Source organism: Marinobacter sp. Hex_13 (genome assembly GCF_001566815.1).
GTDB lineage: Bacteria > Pseudomonadota > Gammaproteobacteria > Pseudomonadales > Oleiphilaceae > Marinobacter > Marinobacter salarius.
This window is the reverse complement of record NZ_LSMM01000002.1, coordinates 1-19,632: the sequence shown is the minus strand read 5'-3', so window position 1 is coordinate 19,632 and position 19,632 is coordinate 1. Positions and strand designations below refer to the sequence as shown.

Sequence of the window (19,632 nt, the reverse complement as noted above, 5' to 3'; positions counted from 1 at the left end):
CACCATGACTAACGTACAGACGACGCCTGTGGTTACCACCCTGATCATCGGGGCCGGCTTTGCCGGACTCGGCTCCGCCATCCGCCTGCAGCAGGAAGGCATCGATGACATGGTCATACTGGAGCGGGACGAGCAGGTAGGCGGAACCTGGCGGGATAACCAATACCCCGGTGCCGCCTGCGACATCCCCTCAAACCTGTATTCCTATTCGTTTGCGCCAAACCCGGATTGGTCCCGAAGCTTCTCCGGTGCTCGCGAGATCCTGGGCTACATCCACCATCTGGTGAACCAGTTTGACCTGGCCCGATACATTCGCTTTGGCACCAACGTCACCGGCCTGAACTGGGATCAGGACAGGGGCGTATGGGAGGCCACCACCGAGGGCGGAGAAACCTACTACGCAAAAACCGTGGTGATGGCCCAGGGACCGTTATCGAACCCGGGCTTTCCGAATATTGCAGGCATCGAAGACTTTCAGGGCAAAAAAATCCACAGTGCCCAGTGGGACCACAACTACAACCTGGAAGGCAAGCGTGTCGGGGTAATCGGTACCGGAGCCAGCGCCATCCAGATCGTGCCAAGCATCGTGGGCAAGGTCGACAAGCTGACCGTGTTCCAGCGGACACCACCCTGGGTGATGCCACGGCCCGACTTCGAGACACCAGACTGGCAGAAGCTGGCGTTTCGAAAACTGCCCCTGAGCCAGAACGCATTGCGCAAGGCGCTCTACCTCGCCCACGAATCCATGGCTCTTGGGGTGATCTGGAACTCACCCCTCACTCGCCTGGCAGAGCGGCTGGGCAAGTGGCACCTCCGCAATCAAGTGAAGGATCGCTGGCTTCGCCGCCAGCTAACCCCGAACTACCGCCTGGGCTGCAAACGGGTATTGGTATCCAGCGACTATTACCCGGCCCTACAGCAACCCAATTGCAAGTTGATCACCTGGCCCATTGCCCGGATCGATGAAAACGGAGTGTGCACGGTTGAGGGCATCGAGCACCAGTTCGACTGCTTGATTTTTGCCACCGGTTTCAACGTAAGCAATGCCGGCACACCGTTTCCGATTACCGGTGTGGATGGCCGGCAATTGAACGACGAGTGGAAAAGGGGCGCATCAGCCTATAAAAGCATTAATGTTGCCGGCTACCCCAACCTTTTCCTGACATTCGGCCCGAACTCCGGCCCCGGGCATAACTCCGCTCTGGTGTATATGGAGTCGCAGATTAACTATATTGTTAAAGCCGTGCGCACCATCACCAGCCTTGACCTGAAAGGATTGGACGTGCGCCAGAGCGCACAGGAAAGTCACAATCGTGCGATACAGAAACGGTTGTCACGAACCAACTGGAACACCGGCTGCAAAAGCTGGTATCTCACCGAGGACGGGTTTAACGCGACGATGTATCCGGGATTTGCCACACAGTATGCGCTGCAAATGAAAGAAGTTGTTCTGAAAGATTATCGGCTTCTGCCGCAGAGCTGAAGAGCCTTACCTATACTTGGAGAAGTCATCCAGCAAAACGAGCCCGGCGCCGTCTGATGTCGGGTCATTCAGATTGATTGGCCAGATGGCATCCAATGCGCCATCAGCTCCCAGGTCAATAGACGCCTCAAGGATGTTGCCGTCCATAGAGCCAAAATCGAGATACAGCAGATTCTCTCCGTCAGAAACGATACTCCGAGGGGAATCCCCATCTTCCTGCAGCAATTCAAAGCTGCCGTGCCCCTCCAATGAGAAAAGCCCCTGCCATTGAAGACTTTCCAGCCCAACATTTGGATAAGAAAAAGCGGCATCGACCTCAAAGGCCGGTTCATCCGAACCGTCTTCTCGGACGGACGTTACGAACTCGCTTTTGAAGCCTGTATCTTCATCGACTGAGAGTACAAACACGCCAGAGGAAGTTGGTGGCGTTTCAGCGCTGGATTCCGAAATTGAAAAGTCCTCCATCTCAACGACGTAGATAGTCGATTCGGAGTCCCAATACACACCCAGCTTCCCCTGGTAAAGCTGCCCTTCTGGTTTCAAGCACCCATTGAAATCGTAATTGAACCCGAAAAATTCATTACCCTGAGAGTCAGTGACCGGCGACTTAACATCGTACGCAAGGTCAACTCCGCCCTCCACGCAAATGACGTGCAGGATCTCACTCCAGGGCATGAGCCCCTGATAGGCCAGAACAAACTGATGTAACGACAAAGCGCCCAGCGCAGATTCCGTTGCCTGTCTGCTGATTCCCTCGGCATTGTCCAAAGACAGAGTCCCGAGCACCGGTGCTGGGGAATCGTCGGTAGATCCTGCTTCCTGCACTGGATCATCCGAGGAACTGGTAGCTCGGCACCCCACAACCGCGAGGAAAAACCCAACCGTAATGATCCCGCGCAACAGCCGAGAACGATCTAACACCACACCCACTCCTTAGCGTAACTACATGTCCACTTAATGTACCGACAGTCTAAATCATATAGCTATGTAAACCGTTGCACGGGTCTCAATTTGTTGCGGGGTTTATGGGAGTGGCCGGCAATCACAACGCGGTAACGGCCTTGCGGATCGATGTCGAGGATTTTGACGTCGTGAAGGATCACGTCAGAGCCTTTCAAAATCTCCAACGCTTCGGGGCGCATTTTACTGTGGGTATCTGCGATCACACCAATTTGCATCTACGCCCCTTTTATCTTCAGTGATGCCCACCCGGCCCATGCGCGTGGCCGTGCGCTATCTCTTCCGCATCGGCGGCACGTACTTCGATCACTTCGATATCGAAGGTCAGGGTTTTACCGGCCATCGGGTGGTTGGTGTCGACATCGGCAAATTTGAGGCCGACCTTGGCGACGACCACATGGCGCGGGCCCTGTTCGGTTTGTACCTGGGCGATCATGCCCCGCTTCCAGCGTTTGGCCCCCATCAGATGCTTGACCGGCACGCGCTGCACGGCATCGGCCTTGCGCGGACCGTAGGCTTTTTCAGGAGTGACGGTAACGCTGAACGTATCGCCAGCCTCACGACCTTCCAGGGCTTCTTCCAGACCCTGGATAACACCGCCGTGGCCATGCAGGTAGGCGTTCGGCTTGCCACCACGGGAATTCTCAACTTCGTTGCCCTGTTCATCACGGACACTATAGTGAAACAGGACCACCTGATTCTTTTCGATTGGCATAGGGTTCTCTACAAAGATAAATGGTAGGCCATTATAGCTGGCGGCGGCGCTGACTGCAGGAGCGAAAATCGGGGCAGAAAAAGCGGGCTTAAGCCTCATTCGCCTTTCGATAGCTCCCCTGATAATCAAAAATCCGCTCCTGCACCTGCCAATAATGCTTCTGCTTGCGGGCAACAACAAAATCCGGCGCTGGCAACAAGGCCTGGCTCTCAAGTACTTCCTCCGCCTTGCTGAATGTTTTCGGCGCTCGGCCGTTCGCGAAACGCCGCCCGAACAGCTTGTTGAAAACGGTGCGCTGGCCAGGCTTGCTGAAATCAAACGACTCCCTGAGTTCCTCCCCGTCCTCGCCGTGATAGGTCACTCTCAGCTTGTTTCCATCAACACTGAGTGCAATTCCAGCGCAACGGATCACCATGGCATCCTTGAGCTTCAGCGCATCTCTCAGCTGATCATCCGGGTCGATAATGGCTTTCTGGCATCGGTGACAGTTGCGGGCGGCAATATCGTTCTCGCCACCGCAGTGGGGGCACTCCTTGAACCGGAACCGGTAATCGCACTGTTGAGGGCGCCCGTTCTGCACGGCAGGTCCATCCCCCTCCACAGACTCCAGCAGCCCCTGGCAACGGCGCCCGTAGTGCTCGATCACACGGCCTTCACTGTCTGTTTTGCCCCAGAAGATATTGGCAAAGCCACAGCCCGGGCAGAATACCTGCACCGGCTCACTGTCCGGGTTCGGTTTCGGTTCGCCCACCTCCGGATGATGCAGATTCACGTGGTTGCCCGCGTAATCAATCACCAGGCAATCCTGCTTGCCCTCGTCAAGGCGAAGACCACGGCCCACGATCTGCTGATACAGGCTGACCGACTGGGTAGGCCGAAGAATGGCAATAACGTCCACATGGGGCGCATCAAAGCCCGTGGTGAGCACGGATACGTTCACCAAGTACTTCAACTGCCGCTGTTTGAATCGTTGAATCAGCATGTCCCGATCTTTCTGATCGGTCGCGCCAGTTACCAAAGCGGTCTCATATTCAGGAAGATAACCGGTGATCTCCCTCGCATGCTCCACCGTGGCCGCAAAGATCATCACTCCCTGGCGCTCAGCGGCCAGTTCCATCACCTGCTCAATGATCGCGCGGGTCACACGCTTGTGTTTGCTCAGCAGCTGGTTGACGTCCTTCTCGGCATACTCGCCAAAGCGGTCCCGAGCCAGCGCGGAGAAATCGTATTGCGCCACTGCCGCATTCACCAACTCGGGCCGGGTGAGATACCCCCGATTGATCATATAGCTCAACGGCAGTTCGTAAATGCAGTGCTGAAAGGGCTTGTCCTGCTCGTCAACAGAGCCGCGAACAAAGCCCCGGTAGTGATAGCGATAGATCCAGCCCATGGCCAGACGGTAGGGCGTAGCGGTCAGCCCGAGCACTTTGAGGGCGTCATTCTGTTGCCGTAGCAACTCAATGATGCGTTGATACTGACTGGTTTCATCGCCGCTGACCCGATGACACTCATCGATGATGACCAGCGAGTATTCATCCCGGAACTGATCCAGATTCGCCGATACCGACTGCACACTGGCAAATGTCACCTGATGGTGGCTTTCCTTGCGCTTCAGCCCGGCGGAGAAGATGCCGCCGGCCAACCCATAACTCTGGTATTTGGCGTGATTTTGCTCTACAAGTTCTTTGACGTGGGTCAGCACCAGAATTTTACGCTTGGCTAGACGGGCCAGCTCGGCAATGACCAGGCTTTTGCCGGCGCCGGTTGGCAGCACGATGACGGCAGACTCATCGGATCTGCGGAAATGATTCAGCGTGGCGTCGACGGCTTCCCGTTGGTAGGGGCGGAGTTTGAAAGGGGCTCCTGAATACGCAGGCATCCTAGAAAAACAGTACCGGAGACACCCCAAACCGCTTGCCTAAGGCCTCCATGTGTTTGCGGGTCAACTTCTTTCCTTCAGCGCCATTGAGAATTTTGCTCACATTGCCTTTTGAACCCAACTCCGGTAGATCAGCAACCCCTAGGCCGTGTTGAGCCATCAGGGTTTTCAGCACCGCAATCCCCCTGTCCGTTTCAGCAACAGCGGCATTAAAGTCGGAAAACTCTGTAGCCTGGTCTTCCCAGCGCTCAATGCTGACAGACAGAACCTCAATGAGAAGCCTGTTGGCGTCGTAGTCGTCCACCAACTGGTCCATCAGCTCCAACGCTCGCTCATAGTCGTCCTGAGTCTCAATGTGTGCCACAAAAGGCACCTGAGATAGCGCTTCTCTGATCTCAACAAAAGCAGGCGATAACATAAGCCTCACTCCTTATTGCGACGGTATTTGTCAGTAAGCCGGTCGTATTCGGCGTGGCTGCAAATGTGTTTTACGTACATGCGATTATCACGAAATTCAATGAAGGCAATCAGCCGAAGATTGTTACCGCCGATGTCGATAACCCACCATTTGTCCCGGTATTTAAAATTGTCCAGGGACGGAAACACCTTGCGCAGCTGCTCAGGCGTTTCAAACCGTCCATTTCGCAACGTGGTGTAGGTATTCACCAGAGCCTCCCGATCATTGGGAAACTGCTTGCCAGCATCGTTAAACGGTTTTCTTGAAATAATGTGCACAAACGTTCCTTGTTTCCTTTTTTGAAACCATACCACGAAGTTTCAAAAAAGGAAACTATCGATCTGATTCGCAGACTTGGCGTTGTTCCGGATTCTACCTTGCTGTCCTTGCGGGAGATCTACAAATAGGCTGGAGCCGTCACGCCCTACCCATCAAAAGCCATAACGACAAGCCGGCAACCACAGAAAGAAGCACCGCCACATGAACAGCCAGGTTCTTCCGGGCCGTTGGAGCGGGCTTTCTGGCGAAACGAAAATAGTCGTCACCAAACAGCCCAACGCCGCAGCCCTCACAGTAGTTTTTTGAGTAGGAAAGCCTCAGTTCGGATGGGTCAAATTTTTTCCGACAGCTGTAGCAACTCGGCTTGATCATTCCGGCCCCCGGGCAGAGCCGTGTTCGGTCAACAATCGGCAACTCCCCACCGCCTGCGCCTGAAGATACTCACAAAACGCCGTCACATCGGGATTCGTGAACTCACTGGAAATGAACTCACCCGGAATCAGCCCTTCATCCCATCGAGACGTCACCAAAGTATGGGGATACGCCACATCGTCGCCGGGATAAATCTGCACCACCGCTTGGGTCTGGTGAATATAAAGATCACGAAGTTCTTTGGCACACCTAAGCGTACTCAGGTCATGCCTGGCATCACACTCATAGTCCTTCCCGATGAAGAACTCACTGGCAACGGAAAACAGCGTGTTTTCATCCAGAGCAGTCGACGGCGCCGGATGAATGGTTCTAGCGACATCGCCGGCCATGTTGGTACAACCGGCGATTAACGACAGCAATGGAATCACCAACACCTGAAACTTATTCACAACAGCGTCTGACCACTTAATCTTTTCGATTGGCATAACGTTTTCTGCAACGGTTGGAGGTAGGCCATTATAGCCAGCAGCGGCGCTGACTCCAGAAGCCGGCGATCGGAACACCTCGGCTCAACCTGGTGAACAGGAGAGTATGCCGCCCTCTCCAGAGAGAGCCAGGTCTATCGCGGCCACCCACCTTATGCAATAATGATATAACAATATTCCATTTAGATAACATTGTAAGGATACAGAACGATGAAAAGGATTTTAGCGTGCACCTTTATTTCGGCATTAATGGTCGGTTGCGGAGGCGGCGGAAGTGGGAGCGACCTGGAAAAAGCCAACGAAAATACCACTCCCGGTTCAGGTTCGTCTGACGGGAACGACGATAGCGACCCCGTGACGCCACCCGATCAAGTCACGGTACTCGAGGGCACCTGGAAGAAACCATGCGGGCACGTGGAGGGCGAGGCACACTACGATATCGTAACGATCTCTTTCACCCGCAGCGCATTTGCCACAAGTATCGAGAACTACATCGATAGCGCTTGCACCACCCCGTTACCGGAAGCTCCAAATCCTACCTCATCAGGCAACTTCACACTCGGTGAAGACGTTTTACTGAGTTCCGGCCTCACCGCTACCGAACTCACGTCGCATGTGACTCAGTTCAATGGCGCCGACTTCGAGATCGACGAGTACAATGTCGTTTACATCAACAACAATATTCTCTACACAGGAGAAGGCACAACCAGTTCGCCAGACCAACGGCCAACCAGTCTCGATTATAATCGTCCATTCTATCGACTGAACTAGGTTATTTGCCCAGGGGCGGGAATGACTCAGCCTGCCCAGCCTGCCCAAGAGATTTTATGAAATTTTACTCCGGTTGCCGCTTCGGTACATAGCAAGCCCACCAACGCTCAGCTACCATGGCCCGCTGCTCCGAGCCCAGGCTCAATGGCAGGCAATACCCCAAAATAATCAAATAAGTAAGAAGGAACCTACCGTGCGAAACGCAAGGATTCTGGCGGTGCTAGCCGCTCTGTTCTACCTCACCGGCTGCGCCTCCGGCGCCAAAATGGGCAACATGGTGTACGACGGGCAAGTGAAGCCCTACGACGCGGCCCTGCAAAACAATGTGGATGTCACCAACGTGTCGGGCGGCGAAGAAACCAACCCCGCATGGACCTCCGAGATCGACAACGACGCATTCGCTGGTGCTCTGAAGCAAACCCTGCAGAAACAAGGACTGCTAGCCGGTTCTGGCCGCTATCAGCTTGAAGCGCTCCTGCTGGAAGTTGACCAACCCGTCTTCGGGCTGGACTTCGAGGTAACCACCCACGTGAAGTACATCCTGACCGACCGTGAAAACAACGGCGCAGTCGTGTTGAATGAAACGATCATTGCCCCCTACACCGCCACCATTGGCGATGCCTTCGCTGCCATCAAGCGCCTGCGGCTGGCCAACGAGGGATCCGGAAAAGCCAACATTCAGGGCCTGGTTGAGAAACTCTCTGAACTGCAAATCCAGCCCGGCAACATCTCGCTGGCGCAATAACTTTCCTGGAATTCAGCACTTCTACAATGCACTTGCTGGGCATCGACGCCGCGCAGAAAGACACCACCGTCCGGGCACTGAACCAGCTTGCCCTGGCGAACGAGAACGACCTTGAACTGGCTAAAACGATCATTGAGGTTTACGACGTTCAGTAAGGCGCCAAGAGCCACTTTCGAAACCGGGGCAGGCCTATTCTTCAAACCACGAAGATAGATCTGTCCCGGCTCTCTCGATTCAGAAAATTATACCTGCCTATATCACCGCCCCCACAAGCGTGCTAAAAATCTCCTCCCAGCGATAGCCTAGGCACTCTCCCCGCCAGGTTCTCAGTCTGCCAGATAAATTATTCTTCAAAGGACGGTGACTATGATTGTATGCGGAGTTGAACTGACGGGCAGCGATGCGGTGGTGTGTTTGCTGAATATGGACAGAGGGCAGTTCAACCTGCCGGAGTGCAAGGTGCGCAAACTGTCACTGCTGAAAAATCATAGCCGTGAAGACCTGAAGCGGTTCCAGGCGGCCTTTGCGGAGTTAATGGCCGAGTACGGGGTCACCCGTGTCGCGATCAAGGAGCGGATGCCGAAAGGTAAGTTTGCCGGCGGTGCCATCAGCTTCAAATTGGAAGCGGCCATTCAACTGATCACCGATACTGAGTTAACCGTGACCTTGCTGCCCCCGGCAATGATCAAATCTACCCTGGCATCCAACCCGCTGCCGATTGCGTTTGCCGATACGGGGTTGAAGGTGTTTCAGGAAACAGCCTTTATCACCGCCTATGTCGCTCAGATGACCAGCATGAAAGGGGCCGCATGAACGTGAGTCAGCCGATGCTCGGCTCCCACTGACACGCTGCCCCTAGGACAGCTGTTCCTGCGGCACCGCCTGGCTTGAGCCTGCCTCTGCCGCCTCATATTTATCCTCGGAACGGGCAATCACTGAAGTGCACACCAGATCCCCGGTGACATTCATCGCCGTGGCCCCCATACCCACAAGGGCATCGATGGACACCAGCAGCGCTACGGTTTCAATGGGCAGGCCCACCTGGGCAAACACCGTAGCAATCATCACGATACCCGCGCCCGGCACACCGGCCGTACCGATGGAGGCCAGGGTGCCGATCAGGACGATTTCCAGCATGGTGACAAAATCCAGGGGCACCCCTATCACATTGGCGGCAAAGGCGGCAGAAATGGCAATGCGGATGCCGGCCCCGTCCATATTGATGGTGGCGCCCAGCGGCAAGCTGAAGCCATAGATACTCTGAGGAACACCCAAACGCCGAGCCGCGTTCAGGGTCAGGGGCAGCGTTCCGGAGCTGCTCTGGGTGGCAAAGGCCGTGGCGACCGGAGCCCGGGCCTCACGAACAAAGTCCATAAGGTTAACGCCATTTAGACGCATAAGAACCCCGTAGACCACCAGCTGTACCGCCAGGGCGATGTACAACACCATGACCATATCCCCGAGGGCCAGTATCGTGTTCATGCCCTGCTCACCTGCGGTGCTGGCCACAATCGCAAACACACCTATCGGAACATACTGGAGCACCCCGGCCATCACCTTCATGGTGACCTCATTCAGGCCAGAAACCACGCCATACACCCGCTCTGCGACTTCGCCGTGAGCCTTTGACTCCCGCAGCTTCAACAGGGCAATGCCAAACACAATCGCGGTGAAGATAATCCCCAGCAGGTTCGGCTCGGCGAATGCCTCAACCATGTTGGTGGGAACAATATTCAGAAGTACCTGGATAAAGCCCGGATTCTCCGGCACTTCGACACTTTCCGAAGACGTCAATTCCAGGCCGCTGCCAGGCGAGAAAGCAGACGCTACACCCAGCCCCACCGTGATCGCCAACGCCGAAGTCAGCACATAGAAGCCCAGCATTTTCCGGCCCACACGCCCCATACTGCCAAGATTGGCCTGATTGATTCCCACCATCAGTGTTAACAGGACAATCGGCACAACCAGGAACTTCAGCAACCGAAGCAGCAGTTCTCCCAGAGGGTCCAGCCATTCGGCCACCGCTGGTCCGCCCACCAGTCCTACAACCAGACCAAGAGCAAGCGCAATACCAATGCGCAGAACCAGCGAAGTATTCAGATAAGCATCAAGTACAGCTTTCATGGAGGCTCCCGTTATACCCTGGCCCGTTAGTGAGCAGGCATTCAAAAACGTAAGGATCGAGGATTCTGGTCAGTACCGGCTCGTTGGTAAACCGGTATTGCCACGTACTTTACTCACAGAAGCTGTGGATAAGTTTGTTAGGAACCTAGGGTTAAGTACCCATAAGCCTTGTGCCACAAGGCCTCAGGAAATTTGGTGCAATTATGGGCTATACGCGAGTGGTATATGGATATGAGGAATCCGTCTCAGCAGGGGGAGCCTGTTCCGGTTTTCCGTTTAGCCGGGGCTTTTTCTATGCAAAGCTCCATAAGGTAAATTAAGCTGAATCCTACGGTCGCGGACTCGTCCAAATATGGCCGGTCCTCAAGCTGGATGTATGAGGGTTGCTATAGCTCTAAGCGGCTATTTCTTGCACTTAGGCCGATCATATGTAACCAGATAGGCAAACGCGACCGATGAGCATTGATCTGAGTACATTTAATTTTTCTGAAATATCGAATTATTGGGCCTACGCCCTGGGCATCGCTGTCAGCTTTTACGGAACAGTGAGTTGGTTTAGTTCTAAACATTTATCCAAAGAAAGTAAGGAACATTTGTCACTCTGGCTGTGGGGAAGCTATGAATCCACTTGGCTGAGGCAGTTCTGTCTATTATTCGACGCTGTTTTTGGCCGAAGACATCTTAGCTGGGCTTGTTTCCTAAGGTCATCTGTTGCATCTTTTATTACAGTATTTATATTGTATTTTTTACTGGGCGACATCCTCCAAGAGAAAGGCCGAATTGGGGTATATCTTGACACCAAGGACCTTATCATTTATTCCCTTATACTTAATGTAATTTCTGATTACTTATCATTATTTGAAACGCGTTGGTTGCTTAATAAATTTAGCTCCATATCAAGCATATGGAACCAGCTAGCTTTACTGGCATTCGATGCACTTATCACTGCTGGCATTATCTGGTTCGCCATTGAGGCCTATCTTTTTGTTCTTGGAAAACCAGCTCCATCGCTTGTGGAATTGGTGGCGGTTTTCAGTATATTTTCCATATTCTTCTACTCCACCTTTTTAACATCCATTTGGGCATGGCTTTACTGCCTTTCATCATGGTGTGTTCGTTTAATTTCAAAAACACGACTCAACGAACTCTTAGATATCGAGCATAATCCGGGCCATCAAATCGCACTAATAGGCGGCATTGCAATATTTCTGATCATCGCTATTCTTTTTCCTTTCTTTAAAGATTCAGAACTCTCGAACACAAGCTTATTCGACAGATACCTATGTGATACTTTTCCAAAGGCCACCTGCGATGACCTGGCTCGGCTCTCCACGAATGAGAAACAAACACTTTTCTTCTTAGAAAAGAATTGTGATGGAGGTGGATTAGAAAATTGCATTATCGCAGCAAGCGACTATTACCTAGACGATGATGGAAAGAAAGCAGCTGACCTCTACCAGAAAGCCTGCGAGTTCGGGCATCCTGATGGATGCAAATGGGCTGGCTGGCTTTATATGACTGGATTTGGTGTTGATTCAGACTACGTGCGAGCAATAAAGTTTTATGATGTCGCATGTAAAGCAGATGATCTTGAAGCCTGCGTCAACATTGGCTTCATGTTCGAGAACGGCGCGGGAGTTGATCAGAGTTATTCGGCCGCAAGGGATATATATCATTTGGCCTGTGAAAGGGGCGCCCTGCAGGGCTGCAATAATTTAGGCTATTTTTACCAAGAGGGAAAAGGTGTTGAAAAAGATATTCGAAAAGCAAAATCTCTCTACGAGAAGTCGTGCAACGATGAGGCAGTTTGGGGATGTAACAATCTAGGCGGTCTTTACTACAAAGGTTTAGGCGTGGAGCGTGATATCCAAAAAATGCTTCACTACAATAAGATGGCCTGTGACAGGGACCTGACTATAGGCTGCGATGCGCTGGGTGCAATTTATCTGCATGGCCGAGGCGTACCTATCGATTACCAACGAGCCTTAGAATACTTTCAAAAGTCGTGCTCAAATAATTCTATGCTTGGCTGTTCTTTTTTGGCAACTATGCATGCCTCCGGTCAAGGAGTGACCAAGAACCTGAAGAAAGGGTTAAAGTTATTGACGCGTGCCTGTGAACATGGATCCAATTTAGGATGTAATCTTCTGAAAGTGCATTTGGCTAACCAAAAAGCTCAATGACCTGTCCCGGTTTTCTGTCCGCAACGAGAAGGACCAATGGCACCCACAAACTCCAACTGGCAAAGCCGCAAGGGTTGGGAAAGCCCCCACATCCGATCTGATCGTAAACGCACCCTGTTGCTTATATGGGTAGTAGCCCTTGTGTGGAACACCATAAGCACGCCGCTACTGTGGACCCTACCCAAAGCCTGGGATCAAAGCCTCTGGACGGTTTTAATGGCATTGCTTTTTCCTGCAGTGGGCCTCGGGCTATTGTGGAAAGCGGTAACCATGACCCGAGCATATCGTCACTACGGCACAGTCGAGCTTGTCATGACCCCCTATCCGGCAGCCATTGGTGGTCAGATGGGTGGCACAATTCTTGTGCCCCGGCTTCGGGCCCAGGACCTGATAACTCCCGGTGCAGAAGTCACCGTGACGCTGGAGTGCATTTATACCTACGTCTCCGGCTCCGGGAAAAACCGCTCCCGCGTAGAGAGAATCCTCTGGGCCGAGCGCGGAACGCCGCGAGTTGAAGCTGCAGGGCCCGGTGTACGCCTTGCGTTTAGCTTTGACTTGCCGAAAGACTTGCCAGAGGCAGATGCTGAACGTTCCAGCAGATACCATTTCTGGCGCCTGTCCGTAAAAGCGGATATCGAGGGCGTGGATCTGGAGCGCCAGTACGACATTCCGGCGTTCAAAGGCGATGCCCGTTCTCAAAGTGCAGGGCATGATATCAGTGCGCAAGTGCGCGCCTTACGCGACGAAAAATCACGGGCCGCTAAAGAAGCCATACAGTCGGGGCGGTTGGATCTGCCTGGCCTTTCCCGGGCCATGCACTACCAGGATTATGGCCATCAGATAAAAATGCGCTTCCCCATGTTCCGCAATAAAGTGCTCACCTTATTCGCCTGGGTTTTTGCCGGCGGTTTCGGTTTTGCCAGCTCAATGATGCTGATGTCCGCTTTCTCGGGCGGGGGCTTTGGCTTGCTAGCGGGCCTGTTCACCATCCCCTTTGTGTTGGTGGCCATCGCCGCAAGTGCTGCGGCTTTGTACCTGCCCTTCAACCGCCTGGTCGTTCGTATCGACCGCCACAGAATTCGTACGTTAAGAAGCTGGCTCTATCTGCCTGTACGCAGCCGCAAGCTGGCCATGAATCAGGTTAGGCATTTGGCAATCAAGCGCACGGGTAGCACGGGCCAGGGCGTGGACAAAGTGGAACACTTCAAGCTTATTGCGGTTGATAACCAGCAAAACAAGATCACCATCGCCGAAGACCTTGACGGTCAGGACGTCGCCCAACACTTTTGCGATTACCTGGCCGAGCGCATCGGCGTTTCGGCGATTTCAGAGCCAAATATCAAAGCGACGGGATTGTGATCTGGGGCTTAATTTGCCGGCGGTGCCATCAGCTTTAAAATGGAATCCGCCTTTACCCCTGCCGTCCGACCGGGTGGAAACAACAAGATCAGACCGAAGTAAGGGCAGAAGCGCGAGACCCGACCGTCCGCGGGTCTACTTCGAAGAATGGGTTGGATGCACCATACACAACCTGGCCACCAGCCACCGCGCTGCTATAGCTCGTGGATGAGGTGGATGCTTGGGTTTGGAATGTGGTGCGAGGGGATCACCAACGCGGGCAACAGGTTTGCCATTGATCAACACATCGGAGGAGCCCGCGATCACCGGGGTTGGTGGGAACCCGGAGTGATCAGTACCCACGTCACCTAATAAAACAACTTTCTTGCTCATTCCTTTGCTCCTTCTGTCCTTGAGGGAGATTTGTCCATCTTCGCGCAGGATCGCCTTCACTGGCTCCTACCGCTGCAATACCTAGCGGAGTTTCCAAAATAATCAGGAAGGAATCAACCCGCGCGATCCAACAGATCTGCCGGGTTCTTCCAACTCATCAAACCGGCAGTTCAACAATCTCACCAACCACACCACCCTCACTCACCTGCAACCGCCCCACCGTGATCGGCAGAGTAAAACGCCGGGGCCCGGCGCCACCCGGATTGAAATAAAGCACATCGCCAATCCACTCATTACGGGGTTTGTGGGAATGCCCAGCGATGACCACGCGGTAACGGCCCTGCGGATCGATTTGGAGGGTTTTGACGTCGTGGAGCATGTAAAAAGCGTGGCCGAGGAATTCCAGATCCCGAACATCCGGAAGGGTCGCTGCCCGGCCTACTTTGTCGATATTGCCACGGATCGCAACCAAAGGGGCGATCTGCTCCAGCGCTTCCAGAACCTCGTCCCGACCCACGTCACCGGCATGAAGAATCAGATCTGAGCCTTCCAAAACCTCCAGGGCTTCGGGACGCATCTTGCTGTGGGTGTCTGCGATCACTCCGATTTGCATGCTTACGCCCTCCAGATTCCCGAATGACGCCAACCCGGCCCGTGCGTATGGCCATGCAGGTAAGCATTGCTATAGTGAAACAAGACCACCTGATTCTCAATGTCGGCCAGAACAGGTAAATACATGTCACTCCCGGTAGGATTCCCCCATGCCCACTTATACCGTCACAGTCGCGAATCTTTCTCTGTCGCAGCAGCAGAAATCACAGATCGCGGAGGCCATAACAACGGCCCACAGCACACAAACAGGCGCGCCCCGTTTCTTTGCCCAGGTTTTGTTTTTTTCGACCAATGAGGGCGATCACTTTGTCGGTGGCAGCGTGAACACCGCGCCCCAGGTGTATGTGCACGGCCTGATCCGGCAGGGCCGCAATACCGAGGTCAAGCAGGCCCTGATGAGCCAGATGCTTGAAGAGATAGCCCGAATTGCGGGCATAACTGCTGAGGACGTGTGGATCTACCTGCAGGACATTCCAGCCACTCAGATGATCGAGTTTGGCCGGTTTCTTCCGGCGCCAGGAGACGAAGCTGAGTGGGAGCGGGGAATGACTCCGGGAAAGCGAACCAGGTTACCCGATTAACCGAACGCTGACGGTCAGAGGCTCATCCGACCTATTTTCAAGGTACAGAACTGCCGTAACCTCTTCTTATGGAGTGCATGTTTCACTGGCAGAAATGTGTAACAACCGTTTGAGTGATAGCATGCAACTTTGTCACCCGATGACTTTCGTATACGCCTGCTCGCGATTCATCTACACAGAGAACCTACGCGAAAGCCCCGAAAAATAGGTCTGTCACAGTTTCCCCCTGCTTATGAACCAAAAAAATTATCCTGTTCCGATTTCCACAAAGCCTGCTCGCAAAGATCTACACCCGAGGAATCTGCACAATCAGGGCTATGACCTCCCAGCTCTCGTAGAAACCCACCCGGCACTAGCCCCCCATGTGAAAACGAACCCTCATGGCAACCTTTCCATCGATTTCGCAGACCCATTGGCCGTAAAAACTCTCAACGCCGCGTTATTAAACCGATACTACAACATTGTCGCTTGGGACATTCCGGACGGGGCACTTTGCCCTCCAATCCCGGGCAGGGCCGACTATATCCATTACATCGCTGACTTGCCCGGGCTTGATCAGCCCACCATCAAGCTGCTGGATATAGGGACGGGAGCCAATGGCATCTACCCGCTACTGGCCTGCCAAATTTACGGCTGGCAGTGTGTCGGTAGCGACATCAATACGGAGTCGCTTACGAACGTAGCCACAATCATCACCAACAACCCCGCACTCCAAGGTCGCTTCACGCTCCGCACCCAGCACGATAAAAACCACATGTTCGAAGGGATCATCCAAGCTGGTGAGTTCTTTGACGTCAGCGTATGCAACCCGCCTTTCCATGCATCTCTCGATGACGCGATGAAAGGTAGCCGGCTAAAACTCAATAACCTTGCTCGCAGTCGCGGTGAACAAAAAACAAAATCCGAATCCCCTACTCTGAATTTTGGCGGTCTGGGAGCAGAGCTTTGGTGCAAGGGGGGTGAGCAGCTGTTTCTGAAAAAGCTGATAAGAGAAAGCCAGGCGTATTCAACTCAATGTCGCTGGTTTACCAGCCTGGTTTCAAAAGCCGACAATGTTAAGCCCGCAAAGAAGTTGATTCGTAAGCTTGGTGCAGTCGATATAAGGGAAATTGAGATGAAGCAGGGAAATAAGATTACGCGGGTCTTGGCCTGGACGTTCATCTGAGCCGCCCCGAGTTTAAGCCGTTTCTGCCCCGGTTTTCCTCCCAGAATCAGGCCCGAGAGCTCCCTATATCTCGCTCATCAGCCACTCCTTGAAGGCTTTCATTCCGATGGTCAGCGGACGTTGCTTGCGGTAGACCAGATAGAAGGCCCGATTCGTATCCAATTGGATGTCGAAAGGCACCACCAACTTCCCCGATTTAATCTCACGGGACGTCAGGGTGCTATCAGCCAGCGCCACTCCAAGGCCCTCTTGGGCCGCCGCCGTGGCAAGTTGCCCGCTGGACATCTGTAAGCTGCCCCGGGCGGATATAAAATCCACGCCTGATTGTTCCAGCCAGTTCTCCCACTCCCACTTCCGTTTGCTGACATAAATCAGAGTGTGTTTTGCCAAGTCTTCAGGCTTCTCCAGCGGCAACTCACCGTCCAGTAGCCGCGGGCTACACACCGGAACCAGCATAACTTTGCGCAGGAAATGCACTTCAATATCGTCCCACTCACCATTCCCGAAATAAACCGCCATATCGGTACTGGTGCGATCGAAATCCAGCAGCCCCATGGACGCATTAATTTCCAGCTCAATATCCGGGTATAGGGCCTGGAATCGAGCCATGCGTGGCATCAGCCAGCGGGTTAGGAAGTTGGGGGCAACACTGATCTTGACCACGTTGGATTCCTGGTTCGCGGTCAGTCGTTGGGTGGCCATTTCAATCTCATCGAACGCATGCCTGACCGATGAGAGATATTGCTCGCCTTCAGGGGTTAACGTCACCGCTCGCCTGCTTCGATCAAACAGTGAAAGCCCTAAATATTCTTCAAGTGTCTTCACCTGATGACTGACCGCCGATGACGTCACGAAAAGTTCCTTGCCAGCTGCGACAAAGCTGCGGTGTCTGGCCGCTGATTCAAATACCCGAAGCGCATTCAGGGGTGGCAGGTGGCGCATAACTTCGCTCGACTGATGAGATTAATTCATCAGTCTGATGAGAAAGGATCGCTTTTTCAAGAGCCTCGTACTCATTACCATAAGTCCTGTAGAAGATACTCACTTATCGAACCAGGACACACCACCATGACTTATCAGGCTCCGAAACTGAACGAACAGGGCACTATCGACATTGATTACTACACAAAGCTTGCATCGCAGGAACGAAGCGAATATATCGCGCAGATGGCAGTGTCACTCAAAGCCAAAATCAAGTCCTTCTTCCACGTGAAGCTGCCGAAACTGTCCATTAGCCATTAATTCGTGTTCCGTTTAGCGCTCGATGGCCTTATGTGGAGACTGGCTGGTTTTGCTCAAACTGGCGAACCAGCCTGATTGCGCGTTGAACGATGAAGAATCAGATCCGAGCCTTCCAAAACCTCCAGGGCTTCGGGACGCATCTTGCTGTGGGTGTCTGCGATCACTCCGATTTGCATGCTTACGCCCTCCTAACCCCTCAATGACTCCAGAAAAGAGGCCCAGGTTACCCAAATAACCGAAATAAAAGATCTGGCCAGCTGCAAGGCCATCATGGCCAACCTGACATGCGAGGATTCCAGCGAGATCACTTTTGCGACTTTCTCGCGGGCCTGACCTCGTATCGCAGATTCAATCGGTGTGCGTTCCGGGGATGCTGTTCAGAAGCTCAGCATTTGTGGGGTACTTCTCAAGCAGCTCAACCAGCCTTCTTGTGCCCTCTAGCGGTTTGAGACCGCTGAGCGCCCGGCGCAAAGCTCTTATTTTGTCTAAATATTTCGGATCTAACAGCAGCTCTTCACGGCGTGTACTGCTTTTCGAAATGTCCAGCGCGGGGAAGATTCGCTGATTCGCAACGTCTCTTGATAAAACCAGCTCCATGTTCCCCGTGCCCTTAAATTCCTCAAATATAACCTGGTCCATACGGCTGCCGGTATCAACCAGAACGGTTGCCAAAATGGTCAGCGACCCGCCATTCTCAATGTTTCGTGCAGCGCCAAACAACCTCCGCGGAATCTCCATCGCTCGCGCATCAACCCCGCCAGACATGGTACGGCCGCTGCTCTTTCGCTCCGCATTATGCACACGCGAAAGCCTCGTGAGAGAATCAATCACAATCATGACGTTGTGACCCTCACCAGCTTGTTGGCGGGCGATATCAAGAAGCTCATCGGCAACGCGAACGTGATGAGCATAGCTTTCATCCGAAGAAGAAGCGTGTACCTCAGCCGGGACGCTACGCCTGAAATCAGTGACCTCTTCGGGTCGCTCATCGATCAATAACGCGTAAAGTTTAATCTCGGGATACGCCTTCCCCACCGCCTGGCAAATATCTTTTAAGATCGTCGATTTTCCAGACCCCGGCGGTGCAACTATCAAACCTCGCTGCCCCATTCCAATCGGCGTGATCAAATCCATCGCACGCACCGTGAGTTTTTCTGAACCTGACTCCAAACGAATCCCCGGCGTTGGATTGATAGCCACACCGTTTAAAAAACGTTTTTGTGGATCAGCCTCAACCTCAACCTTAGCTTCGGCTTCCTCAGCCACTGGTTTGGCGTCTTTAATGGGTTTCCGGGTTAAGCCTAATGTCTTTCTCGTCATGTCTGTTTGATAGCTCTTGTTTGATAGATATTTTTCGAAATGGGCTGATAACTCCAAGTAACTCTTTCCAAAAGATGCTTATTCGCCAAGATTACCTCTGAGGGGCTCTGTGCTTGCATGAACAAGTCATCATGGCGCTAACACGTCTGTTTTAATTATAGAGTGGAAATGCCCTCGATCTCGGTCACCGTCTTGGCATCCGCCCGCTCAATAATTTTCACGAGGGTGGATTGGATTGTTTCATCTTCCCGGGCATCACCGCCGCTTACAAACGTTTGCTTCTGGGGATCGGCGCCCTCTTCCTCAGTAAATGAAACAACGACCTCGGTGGCTGAATCCGGCGCTTTACCAAAGTATTCCAGCGAAACCAACGGATAGCCATGAAAGCCCTTCTTGACCTGCTTTGCGATACGCTTCTTTGCTTTTGTCAACAACGGTGAGTTTTGACCGCTTTTTATCAGTTTAGATTGTCCGGTTTTCATCAGTTTTCAGTGACCGCTTTTTGAGTGTCTGGGTCGTCAGATTCCT

General features: G+C 53.1%; 24 protein-coding genes. 10 read left to right on the top strand and 14 right to left on the bottom strand.

Going from position 1 to position 19,632, the window contains the following annotated elements; genetic code table 11:
• Window positions 1–4 precede the first annotated feature (4 nt).
• Complete coding sequence (locus AXW11_RS01370; RefSeq protein WP_041334108.1) at window positions 5–1,483, top strand: flavin-containing monooxygenase; 1,479 nt, start codon at window positions 5–7, stop codon at window positions 1,481–1,483.
• Between the two features lie 6 nt (window positions 1,484–1,489).
• On the opposite strand, the gene AXW11_RS01365 is transcribed toward AXW11_RS01370, so the two are convergent.
• From AXW11_RS01365 to AXW11_RS01335, 7 genes are all read right to left on the bottom strand, one after another.
• Entirely contained in the window at window positions 1,490–2,308 is an 819-nt protein-coding gene (locus AXW11_RS01365; RefSeq protein ID WP_143071119.1) for a hypothetical protein, read from the bottom strand.
• Between the two features lie 158 nt (window positions 2,309–2,466).
• Complete coding sequence (locus tag AXW11_RS01360) at window positions 2,467–2,661, bottom strand: hypothetical protein (RefSeq protein ID WP_052479475.1); 195 nt, start codon at window positions 2,659–2,661, stop codon at window positions 2,467–2,469.
• Between the two features lie 17 nt (window positions 2,662–2,678).
• Window positions 2,679–3,158, bottom strand: coding sequence for an FKBP-type peptidyl-prolyl cis-trans isomerase (locus AXW11_RS01355; protein ID WP_007152743.1), 480 nt, complete (start codon window positions 3,156–3,158; stop codon window positions 2,679–2,681).
• 88 nt (window positions 3,159–3,246) lie between these two features.
• Window positions 3,247–5,037, bottom strand: coding sequence for a DNA repair helicase RadD (gene radD / locus AXW11_RS01350; RefSeq protein ID WP_091640758.1), 1,791 nt, complete (start codon window positions 5,035–5,037; stop codon window positions 3,247–3,249).
• Window position 5,038: 1 nt separating this feature from the next.
• Complete coding sequence (locus AXW11_RS01345; RefSeq protein ID WP_041334104.1) at window positions 5,039–5,455, bottom strand: helix-turn-helix domain-containing protein; 417 nt, start codon at window positions 5,453–5,455, stop codon at window positions 5,039–5,041.
• A gap of 5 nt (window positions 5,456–5,460) precedes the next feature.
• Window positions 5,461–5,772 carry a type II toxin-antitoxin system HigB family toxin gene (locus AXW11_RS01340; RefSeq protein ID WP_007152747.1) on the bottom strand — a complete coding sequence of 104 codons (312 nt, stop codon included), beginning with the start codon at window positions 5,770–5,772 and terminating at the stop codon, window positions 5,461–5,463.
• 369 nt (window positions 5,773–6,141) lie between these two features.
• A complete protein-coding gene (locus tag AXW11_RS01335) occupies window positions 6,142–6,594 on the bottom strand; it encodes a hypothetical protein (RefSeq protein WP_258955179.1) in 453 nt (150 codons plus the stop codon).
• 246 nt (window positions 6,595–6,840) lie between these two features.
• Here AXW11_RS01335 and AXW11_RS01330 point away from each other — a divergent pair, with 246 nt between their 5' ends.
• From AXW11_RS01330 to AXW11_RS01315, 4 genes are all read left to right on the top strand, one after another.
• The gene (locus AXW11_RS01330) at window positions 6,841–7,401 is read left to right on the top strand and encodes a hypothetical protein (protein WP_143071118.1); all 561 of its coding nucleotides are present in this window, start codon (window positions 6,841–6,843) and stop codon (window positions 7,399–7,401) included.
• 193 nt (window positions 7,402–7,594) lie between these two features.
• Window positions 7,595–8,146, top strand: coding sequence for a hypothetical protein (locus tag AXW11_RS01325; RefSeq protein ID WP_258955178.1), 552 nt, complete (start codon window positions 7,595–7,597; stop codon window positions 8,144–8,146).
• Between the two features lie 26 nt (window positions 8,147–8,172).
• Window positions 8,173–8,301 carry a hypothetical protein gene (locus AXW11_RS01320; protein WP_258955177.1) on the top strand — a complete coding sequence of 43 codons (129 nt, stop codon included), beginning with the start codon at window positions 8,173–8,175 and terminating at the stop codon, window positions 8,299–8,301.
• A gap of 211 nt (window positions 8,302–8,512) precedes the next feature.
• Entirely contained in the window at window positions 8,513–8,959 is a 447-nt protein-coding gene (locus AXW11_RS01315; protein ID WP_041334097.1) for a DUF3010 family protein, read from the top strand.
• Window positions 8,960–9,001: 42 nt separating this feature from the next.
• Here the strand turns inward: AXW11_RS01315 and AXW11_RS01310 are convergent, their stop codons facing one another.
• A complete protein-coding gene (locus tag AXW11_RS01310) occupies window positions 9,002–10,270 on the bottom strand; it encodes a dicarboxylate/amino acid:cation symporter (RefSeq protein ID WP_091640755.1) in 1,269 nt (422 codons plus the stop codon).
• Window positions 10,271–10,725: 455 nt separating this feature from the next.
• On the opposite strand from AXW11_RS01310, the gene AXW11_RS01305 reads away from it, so the two are divergent.
• Window positions 10,726–12,453: a tetratricopeptide repeat protein gene (locus tag AXW11_RS01305; RefSeq protein WP_082040546.1), complete on the top strand. Its 1,728-nt coding sequence runs from the start codon at window positions 10,726–10,728 to the stop codon at window positions 12,451–12,453.
• A 270-nt stretch (window positions 12,454–12,723) separates the two neighbouring features.
• Window positions 12,724–13,812, top strand: coding sequence for a hypothetical protein (locus AXW11_RS01300; protein WP_143071117.1), 1,089 nt, complete (start codon window positions 12,724–12,726; stop codon window positions 13,810–13,812).
• 135 nt (window positions 13,813–13,947) lie between these two features.
• Here the strand turns inward: AXW11_RS01300 and AXW11_RS01295 are convergent, their stop codons facing one another.
• Window positions 13,948–14,184, bottom strand: a complete 237-nt coding sequence (locus AXW11_RS01295) for a PAAR domain-containing protein (protein ID WP_082040545.1) — start codon at window positions 14,182–14,184, stop codon at window positions 13,948–13,950.
• A gap of 157 nt (window positions 14,185–14,341) precedes the next feature.
• Window positions 14,342–14,797, bottom strand: coding sequence for a metallophosphoesterase family protein (locus AXW11_RS01290; protein ID WP_041334093.1), 456 nt, complete (start codon window positions 14,795–14,797; stop codon window positions 14,342–14,344).
• Between the two features lie 148 nt (window positions 14,798–14,945).
• Between AXW11_RS01290 and AXW11_RS01285 the strand changes: the two genes are divergently transcribed.
• Both AXW11_RS01285 and rlmF read left to right on the top strand, forming a co-directional pair.
• Window positions 14,946–15,377: a tautomerase family protein gene (locus AXW11_RS01285; RefSeq protein WP_041334090.1), complete on the top strand. Its 432-nt coding sequence runs from the start codon at window positions 14,946–14,948 to the stop codon at window positions 15,375–15,377.
• 232 nt (window positions 15,378–15,609) lie between these two features.
• Window positions 15,610–16,542, top strand: coding sequence for a 23S rRNA (adenine(1618)-N(6))-methyltransferase RlmF (rlmF, locus tag AXW11_RS01280; protein WP_041334087.1), 933 nt, complete (start codon window positions 15,610–15,612; stop codon window positions 16,540–16,542).
• Between the two features lie 63 nt (window positions 16,543–16,605).
• Here the strand turns inward: rlmF and gcvA are convergent, their stop codons facing one another.
• The gene (gene gcvA / locus AXW11_RS01275; RefSeq protein ID WP_041334084.1) at window positions 16,606–17,484 is read right to left on the bottom strand and encodes a transcriptional regulator GcvA; all 879 of its coding nucleotides are present in this window, start codon (window positions 17,482–17,484) and stop codon (window positions 16,606–16,608) included.
• A 126-nt stretch (window positions 17,485–17,610) separates the two neighbouring features.
• Here gcvA and AXW11_RS01270 point away from each other — a divergent pair, with 126 nt between their 5' ends.
• Window positions 17,611–17,784, top strand: a complete 174-nt coding sequence (locus tag AXW11_RS01270) for an RSP_7527 family protein (RefSeq protein ID WP_156105514.1) — start codon at window positions 17,611–17,613, stop codon at window positions 17,782–17,784.
• Between the two features lie 53 nt (window positions 17,785–17,837).
• Here the strand turns inward: AXW11_RS01270 and AXW11_RS01265 are convergent, their stop codons facing one another.
• From AXW11_RS01265 to AXW11_RS01255, 3 genes are all read right to left on the bottom strand, one after another.
• On the bottom strand, window positions 17,838–17,960 hold the full coding sequence (locus tag AXW11_RS01265; RefSeq protein ID WP_228301506.1) for a metallophosphatase family protein: 123 nt from the start codon (window positions 17,958–17,960) through the stop codon (window positions 17,838–17,840).
• A 172-nt stretch (window positions 17,961–18,132) separates the two neighbouring features.
• Complete coding sequence (rho, locus tag AXW11_RS01260; protein ID WP_228301507.1) at window positions 18,133–19,161, bottom strand: transcription termination factor Rho; 1,029 nt, start codon at window positions 19,159–19,161, stop codon at window positions 18,133–18,135.
• Window positions 19,162–19,259: 98 nt separating this feature from the next.
• Window positions 19,260–19,586 carry a hypothetical protein gene (locus AXW11_RS01255; RefSeq protein ID WP_091640752.1) on the bottom strand — a complete coding sequence of 109 codons (327 nt, stop codon included), beginning with the start codon at window positions 19,584–19,586 and terminating at the stop codon, window positions 19,260–19,262.
• Window positions 19,587–19,632: the final 46 nt, after the last annotated feature.

Excerpts from the sequence above, each read along its gene's own strand:
- radD (WP_091640758.1), bottom strand. The coding sequence starts at position 5,037 with ATGCCTGCGTATTCAGGAGCCCCTTTCAAACTCCGCCCCTACCAACGG.
- rlmF (WP_041334087.1), top strand. The coding sequence starts at position 15,610 with ATGAACCAAAAAAATTATCCTGTTCCGATTTCCACAAAGCCTGCTCGC.
- AXW11_RS01310 (WP_091640755.1), bottom strand. The coding sequence starts at position 10,270 with ATGAAAGCTGTACTTGATGCTTATCTGAATACTTCGCTGGTTCTGCGC.
- AXW11_RS01305 (WP_082040546.1), top strand. The coding sequence starts at position 10,726 with ATGAGCATTGATCTGAGTACATTTAATTTTTCTGAAATATCGAATTAT.
- AXW11_RS01345 (WP_041334104.1), bottom strand. The coding sequence starts at position 5,455 with ATGTTATCGCCTGCTTTTGTTGAGATCAGAGAAGCGCTATCTCAGGTG.
- AXW11_RS01370 (WP_041334108.1), top strand. The coding sequence starts at position 5 with ATGACTAACGTACAGACGACGCCTGTGGTTACCACCCTGATCATCGGG.
- AXW11_RS01315 (WP_041334097.1), top strand. The coding sequence starts at position 8,513 with ATGATTGTATGCGGAGTTGAACTGACGGGCAGCGATGCGGTGGTGTGT.
- AXW11_RS01265 (WP_228301506.1), bottom strand. The coding sequence starts at position 17,960 with ATGCAAATCGGAGTGATCGCAGACACCCACAGCAAGATGCGTCCCGAA.
- AXW11_RS01300 (WP_143071117.1), top strand. The coding sequence starts at position 12,724 with ATGACCCGAGCATATCGTCACTACGGCACAGTCGAGCTTGTCATGACC.
- AXW11_RS01360 (WP_052479475.1), bottom strand. The coding sequence starts at position 2,661 with ATGCAAATTGGTGTGATCGCAGATACCCACAGTAAAATGCGCCCCGAA.
- AXW11_RS01355 (WP_007152743.1), bottom strand. The coding sequence starts at position 3,158 with ATGCCAATCGAAAAGAATCAGGTGGTCCTGTTTCACTATAGTGTCCGT.
- AXW11_RS01320 (WP_258955177.1), top strand. The coding sequence starts at position 8,173 with ATGCACTTGCTGGGCATCGACGCCGCGCAGAAAGACACCACCGTCCGG.
- AXW11_RS01285 (WP_041334090.1), top strand. The coding sequence starts at position 14,946 with ATGCCCACTTATACCGTCACAGTCGCGAATCTTTCTCTGTCGCAGCAG.
- AXW11_RS01290 (WP_041334093.1), bottom strand. The coding sequence starts at position 14,797 with ATGCAAATCGGAGTGATCGCAGACACCCACAGCAAGATGCGTCCCGAA.
- AXW11_RS01330 (WP_143071118.1), top strand. The coding sequence starts at position 6,841 with ATGAAAAGGATTTTAGCGTGCACCTTTATTTCGGCATTAATGGTCGGT.
- gcvA (WP_041334084.1), bottom strand. The coding sequence starts at position 17,484 with ATGCGCCACCTGCCACCCCTGAATGCGCTTCGGGTATTTGAATCAGCG.
- AXW11_RS01295 (WP_082040545.1), bottom strand. The coding sequence starts at position 14,184 with ATGAGCAAGAAAGTTGTTTTATTAGGTGACGTGGGTACTGATCACTCC.
- AXW11_RS01255 (WP_091640752.1), bottom strand. The coding sequence starts at position 19,586 with ATGAAAACCGGACAATCTAAACTGATAAAAAGCGGTCAAAACTCACCG.
- AXW11_RS01270 (WP_156105514.1), top strand. The coding sequence starts at position 17,611 with ATGACTTATCAGGCTCCGAAACTGAACGAACAGGGCACTATCGACATT.